A 6,737-nucleotide genomic window follows, 5' to 3' on the forward strand; every position below is an offset into this window, starting at 1 on the left:
TTCCCGTTGCGCCGACAAATGATGTCGATGGGCAAGGCGGCAGCGGTGGTTACGGCGGTGGCGGTGGCGGCGGAGCCGGCGCCGGTGGGCAAGCTGTTTCGTACACCGTACAAGGAGGTTCGGGTGGCTTGGGCGGCGGCGGCGGCGGTGGCGGCGTCAACTCATCAGGACTCACACCTGCGGACGGCGGCAATTCTCTTGGCGGCGGCGGCGGTGCGGGTGGCGGAACTTCTAACGGAGCCACTGCCAACGGTGGCACCGATATAGGAAATCTCGGCGGCGGATCGGGAGGCAGCGGTGCCAACACCTACGGATTTGGCTCTGGAGGCGGAGGTGGCGGCGGTGGCAGCGGTCTAGGCGGCGCGATCTTTGTCGACAGCAATTTGAACTTGACGCTGCAGGCGCTCTCCGGTGTGCCCACGACTTTCAATACATCCAACAATACGACGCAAGCTGGCGTCGGTGGCACCGGTGACCTGGGCGGTACCAATGGCAGCAACGGTTCGGCTTTGGGCAACAGCATTTTTCTGCGCTCAGGTGCTGCGCTGACATTCCGGGCGCAAGATGCGGGAGATGTTTTAACGCTCGGCGATCAGGTCGCGTTTACCGACGACACCGTCTTCGGCCTGGGAGGAACCAGTGTCTTCGTCACCGGCAATGGCACGGTCGCTTACAACGGCACCACTGACTATCAGGGGACCGTCACGGTCAACAATGCAAACTTCAAAGTGAATGGCGCGATCGACGCGGCGCCGATCTTTGTCTGTAGAAACTCCAGCCTGAGTTCGCAACGAGGCACGTTGAGCGGCGTTGGCTCCCTGACTGGCAATGTCTTCGTCAATTCCGGAACGATCGCTCCCGATCCGGAACAAACGCTGACCCTGGGCAGCTTGTCACTGAATCCAGCGAACCTGTTGGCCAATGCGCTCGGCAGCCTGGTCCGAATTGCAATCAGTGCCAACAGCACCCCTTCAGTCGTGAGTGTGACCGGCCCGGCGTCGTTAGCGGGCACCTTGCAGATCAGCCTCGATCCAGCAGCTCTGCCTGGAACGTACCGAATCCTCACTTCGTCTGCGATTACCGGCACCTTCGATACCATCGCATTTACGGGTGCCACGCCGCTCTACACGCTCAACTATCAGCCGGGGTATGTGGAGTTTGTATTCACCGGCTTCGCACCGGCACCGACGCCGGCCCCGCAATTCTCGTCGAGCAACGTCGCTTTCGGCGCGCGGCCGCTCCAGTCGGCTCATCAGATCGGCGTGACGTTGAGCAACGCTGGAAATCGCGATCTCACCATTAACGGCTTCAGCGTCAGCGGCGCGTTCACCGCTACTGACGATTGTCCCGCCACGCTTGCGCCGACAGCTTCTTGCACTGTGCAGATCACGTTTTCACCCTCTGCCGTCGGCAATTATTCCAGCGTGCTGAGTTTGGATTCGGACGCGCCCGGCGCGCCGGCTACCGTCACGTTAAGCGGTGTTGGATCCGCTAGTGCGCACCAGGTCACTGCCACCGTCGCTCATGGCGGGGGAACCATCTCACCTGCGTCAGTCACGGTCGCAGAAGGTCAGACTCAAACATTCACCGTGACGCCTGCCGCCGGCTACAACATCTCGAGCGTGAGTGGTTGCGGCGGAAGTTTGAGCGGCAACACCTTCACGACCGCGCCGATTTCCGGAGCATGTTCTATTACCGCCTCATTCGCGGTGGTGGTGACTGCGAAAGGCAAGGGCGGGGGCGGGTCTATGAACTTCCTCACCTTGGGTGGTTTGCTGGTCATGTTGCTCGCGCGATGTTTCCGCCGCGGCGCTCGCGGCGGTGTCGCGTTGCTGCTCGCGCTGCCTTGCTTGGCGCAGGCCGGTGATTTCAATTCCTGGTATGGCGGCGTTCGCTTGGGAAGCGCACGCACGAACGTGAGTTCCGCTGACGTCAACAATCGGCTCAATAATCTGGGCTATGACGTCAACGCGCGGGTCGAGGATTCCAGCAGAACAGCGTGGGGCGTTTTTGGAGGTTGGCGCCTATCTCAGTATTTCGGAGCGCAGGTTGGCTATACGCATCTAGGCACCGTCGATACTGCTTTCACGGGAGACGCGCTCGACATTCAGGCGTTTCTACGGGATGCGAACCGCCTGCAACCACGTTCCGCCAGTGGCGTCGACCTCAACCTCGTAGGACGCTATCCACTTGGGCAAAGATTCGAGATCACGGCGCAGCTCGGCGCCTTCGGATGGAATGCCGACTACACCATGAGCAACTCCAGCGGCGACTTTTTGAAGCGCGACGACGATGGCGTCGATCTCACGTACGGCGCTGGGCTTGAATACGGGTTCGACGGCGGTCTCGCGATCACCGGCGGTTGGACGCGCTACAGACTCGACAGCGAATCCATCGATTTTCTAGGAGTTGGCTTGCAGTACCGCTGGCATTGAGCCCACGGCGCGTGTCAATGCTCTATCGACCGCTTCATCGCTCGCTGGCTCATTGGCGAGACGTGCCAATAGTTCGGCTTCCGGTACCGGTTTACTGAAGATGTACCCTTGGCCGTAGTGACAGCCTAACGATTGCAGTACGGCCAGTTGCTCAGGTCGTTCAATGCCCTCGGCAACGCTTTTCTTGCCGAGGTTCTTCACCAGTGTGATGGTGGCGTGGATCAATGCCATGACATCGGCGCTCGCGGGCACGTCGTCGATGAAGGCACGATCGATCTTGATGACGTCGAACGGGTAGTCGCGCAGACAACCCAATGAAGACGTGCCGGTGCCGAAATCATCCATGGCCAAGCGAACTCCCATGTTTCGCAACGCCAGCATCAGTTGTTTAGTGACCTCGGGGTTGCGCATGACCTCGCGCTCGGTGACCTCGAGCTGCAAACAATCCGATGGCAGGCCTGAATCACGTAACGCATCGCGAACGCGTGCCAGCAGGCGCTCGCCTTGGGCTAGTTCAGCTCTGGATATATTGACGCTCATCGTCGCGGGCGCGGTGAGTGGGAAGCGCGACCGCCAACGGGCGAGAGCGCGGCAAGCCTGTTCCAACACCCATTGCCCTAGCGGCACGATGAGCCCGGATTCCTCGGCGACCGGAATAAATTCAGCAGGGGAGATCGGCCCGAGCTCCGGATGATTCCAACGCACCAAGGCCTCGACCGACGTCGTATGGCCACGATCCAAGTCCACGATCGGCTGATAGACGACCGAGAGTTCGTTACTGCCCAACGCCCGCCGCAAACCGGTCTCGATCATGATGGAGCGCGTCAGCTGCACTCGCATGGTCTCGTTGAAGACTACTGCGCAAGCGCGTCCCGAGCGCTTCGCCTCGTACATGGCGACGTCCGCGTTACGCAGAATGCTGTCGGCATCTTCGCAACTTTGTTCGCTTACCACGATGCCAACGCTGGCAGTCGAGTAGATCTCGCGATCCATGACGGAATACTTCTGGGCGAGCACTTCGAGGAGCCGGTTGGCAACCCGTTCCGCCGCTACGCAGTCATCGAGATCGTTGAGCAGCACCAGGAACTCATCGCCACCGAAACGCGCCACCACGCTCCTGTCTACTGAGCCCTGACGCGAGCTGCGCCGGAGCGTGTTCTGCAATCGAGCGGCGATGCCTTTGAGTAATTGATCGCCGGCGCCATGGCCCATGGCATCGTTGATGAGTTTGAATCGATCGAAGTCCAGGAAGAGCACGGCAAGACGCGCTTGCCGACCGCTGCGAACGCGATCGACGGCGGCTTGCAGCTCTTCCATGAATACGACGCGATTGACCAACCCAGTCAACTTATCGCGCCGGGCGGCGTCGGCGAGTTTGGACTCCATCGCCTTGCGCTCGGAAATGTCCTGGACGATGGCCCAAATCAGATCGCGTCCCGCGGCGTCCTTCAAACGAGTGCCCGATACCAGGACGGGATAGCAGCTGCCGTCCTTGCGCTGGTATTCCTTTTCGTAGGTGCCGAAGTGCGTGCTGTGTTCAAGCACGGACAGCTGTTCGCGCTCGAACGTTTCCCAGCGCAGAGGCGTCAATTCTCGATAGCTGCGCGTCAGTAGTTCTTCGCGGCAGTACCCAGTAGAGGCGACCAGCGAATCGTTGACCTGAAGAAATTGACCGCTCTGCATGTCCACCAGACAGATGCCGACCGGCGACAGCTCGAACAGCGAGCGAAATCTACGTTCGCTGGTGGCGAACTCGATCTCCGTCGCCTTGCGCGCGCTTACGTCCATCTGAGTGCCGACCATGCGCTGTGGGCCGCCATGGGCATCGCGGTTGAGTAACCGGCCGCGGATTTCTACCCAGATCCAGTGGCCCTTGGCGTGTCGCAAGCGCAGGACGATCTCAAGAAGATTTTCCTCACGGCACAGCGCTGTCTCGAACGCTGCGCGGGCTGCATCCCGATCCTCTTGATGCACGAAGAGCGAGGCTAAGCGATCCAAGCTCAGCGGGTTCAATTCATGCGGGGCGTAGCCGAGCATGGCGGCGCAGTGTTGATCCACCACGATCTGGGCATCCCGCGTTGGCGTGGTGAGCGGCATTTCCCACGTGCCCACATGCGTCGCATCGATGATGCTACTGAGTCGCTCACGTTCAATGGCGAGTGCCTCGGCTGCCTGAGCAGCGCGCTGACTTATCAAAAGATATCGCAGGCGAATTCGAAAAAAGCCCAGCGTCAGCACACCCGTTAATAGCGTTGCGGGTAGCAGTCCCAGCAAGGCCCAGACACGGGCGGCTTGGAGCCGTGCCAGATAAACGGCGGCATCGACATCGACGCCGACGGCTCCGTACTGTCTGCCATCGCTATCTCTGAGGGGCGCCCATCCGGTCATGAACGCGCCCCACTTGTCAGAGAAAGGACGATCAGTCGCTGCTGCAATCCCTGAGGTGGTGGCGGTGCCTAGCGCTTCCAGCATGGCCGGTTCGCGATCTTGGTAAACCTCCCACACGCCTGCTTGGTCTTCGATGCCGTCGCCGTCTTTATCGCCGGGATCTGCGGCATCCAGCACGAAGCGGACTTTTTCTGCGTCCCGCACCATGGTGTAGACGTGCCGGACGTCCGGAGTGCCGGCACGAATCCGTCGCAGCGGTTCAACTGCCCGTAAATAGCTGGCGTCATTGAGCTGGTTTGGCTGATGGATGGCCGCGTGCAGTTCTGGATCGACCAGGTGGGAGGCGGTGACCGCCAAGCCAATCAAGTAGTGACGGTAGTTCTCCTTAATGCTGGCCGTGCTGGTAATCCATAATCCGGCAATGGCGGCCAGGGTGACGGCAAAGGTCGCACTCGCAATCGCAACGGCTTCGCGTCGCAACTGCTGTCGGCCGTCGACGCGTTGGAGCGCAGGGTTCAAGGGCAAAACGGTATCCATCCGGTGGTATATCGGCCCGCAAAGTTAGGGCTATAGTGGGGTCTTCCCTCAATGAATAAGGGCGGTATAGATGACGTTGAGTTCGAGGTGGCGCGTATTCAGTCGGCGGCGAACGCATTGGGCATGGTCGGAGGGGCGCCAGATACGGCTCATCGGTTGCTAGTAACGCTGTGTGATCGTGGCGTAGGACTGAAACAGATCATTGAGTTGATCGCCCGCGATCCTGGACTGACGGCGCGGGTTTTAAAGGTGGCCAACTCGGCTTTTTACGGCCGTCCGCGTCATGTCGACACGCTCGAGCGTGCAATCGCCATCCTTGGGCTAGACGCGGTACGCGGGATCGCTGCGGCTGCCTGCCTAGACCGCTCTCTACCGACGGGGCCGGCAGCGCCGCTTGCGGACATGACTCAGTTCGCCCGTCATAGCGTCGCTACTGCGTTGGCCGCTGAGCAACTCGCTCGGCTGCGCCACCCCGAACTCGCCAGCGAGGCCTTCATTGCTGGCCTACTGCATGAACTCGGCGCAGTCGTTCAAGCAAAAGTCGACCCCGACGGCTTCCGCAAACTGGTTGATTCCTTACACGCAGATCCCTCGCAAGACGTGATCGAGGTGGAAAAGCGCTGCGTCTCGGTATCGCAAGAACGCTGTGTCAGCGTCGTGTTCAAACTTTGGCTACTGCCAGAAGCGCTGACTCATTCCGTGTGCCACCACCATCGCCCGAATCAGGTGTCTGCGGCGTATCGACCACTCACTGATCTGGTCTTCTTGGGAAATCATGCCAGCCTGGTTGCTGGCGCGGTGTTCTCGGCCGAGCCAGCTCCGGTTGGAAGTCCTACTGAGAGCCTGGGCGTGGTTGGGGTGAGTGAAGAAGATCTGCAGGTGGTGGTGGATGGGCTTCCGGCTCGGACGAATGCCTTCCTGGAGTAAATGTCCGCGGACACGATATGCAACTCCCGGAACAAGGCGCTGGACACGCCGTTGCTAAGGTGAGGTTTTAGTTTGATGGGGGTTGCGATGGCCACGTTGGATTCGCTTCGGCTGCCGGCCTTGCAGAATCAAGTGTCGCTGGCCATGTCTGTATGGCGGATCGCCAGACGCTATCCGACGGCGGCGGTTTGGATCGGCGGTGGTGCGGCGTTGATGTATCTGCTGCTTCGGCGGGGGCGGCGGGGTGGGTTGGAGCGAAGTCGTTTAGCCTATCGCCCGCGGACCACGAATCGATCGCCCGAATGATGAATGGAGATCTCATCGATCTCCTCGAGAAACTGCACCAGCGAATCGGGATCGTCGGCATTGAAGGTGCCGGTGACGCGTGTGTTGCATGCTGCGTCGTCTGCCAGTTCGATGATTCTCGGGCTGAAGCGGCTGAACTCATTG

Annotated in this window: 4 protein-coding genes; 2 read left to right on the forward strand and 2 right to left on the reverse strand. The window is 60.3% G+C overall.

The genetic code is table 11. From position 1 onward, the window contains the following. Nucleotides 1–2,435, forward strand: a 2,435-nt coding sequence (locus JNL55_RS30160; RefSeq protein ID WP_293863333.1) for a choice-of-anchor D domain-containing protein, incomplete at its 5' end; no start/stop codon positions are given. Here JNL55_RS30160 and JNL55_RS30165 read toward each other — a convergent pair. Then, nucleotides 2,403–5,342, reverse strand: a complete 2,940-nt coding sequence (locus tag JNL55_RS30165; RefSeq protein WP_293863335.1) for a putative bifunctional diguanylate cyclase/phosphodiesterase — start codon at nucleotides 5,340–5,342, stop codon at nucleotides 2,403–2,405. The genes JNL55_RS30160 and JNL55_RS30165 overlap by 33 nt on opposite strands. Before the next feature lie 69 nt (nucleotides 5,343–5,411). Between JNL55_RS30165 and JNL55_RS30170 the strand changes: the two genes are divergently transcribed. Then, nucleotides 5,412–6,287, forward strand: a complete 876-nt coding sequence (locus JNL55_RS30170; RefSeq protein WP_293863337.1) for an HDOD domain-containing protein — start codon at nucleotides 5,412–5,414, stop codon at nucleotides 6,285–6,287. Nucleotides 6,288–6,556: 269 nt separating this feature from the next. On the opposite strand, the gene JNL55_RS30175 is transcribed toward JNL55_RS30170, so the two are convergent. Next, a partial coding sequence (locus tag JNL55_RS30175) for a hypothetical protein (protein ID WP_293863339.1) occupies nucleotides 6,557–6,737 on the reverse strand: 181 nt, incomplete at its 5' end.

The sequence above is a fragment of the Steroidobacter sp. genome (genome assembly GCF_016790065.1).
Taxonomy (GTDB): domain Bacteria; phylum Pseudomonadota; class Gammaproteobacteria; order Steroidobacterales; family Steroidobacteraceae; genus Steroidobacter.

What these genes read in the sequence shown, in the direction of transcription:
- JNL55_RS30170 (WP_293863337.1), top strand. Translation starts at nt 5,412, where the DNA reads ATGAATAAGGGCGGTATAGATGACGTTGAGTTCGAGGTGGCGCGTATT.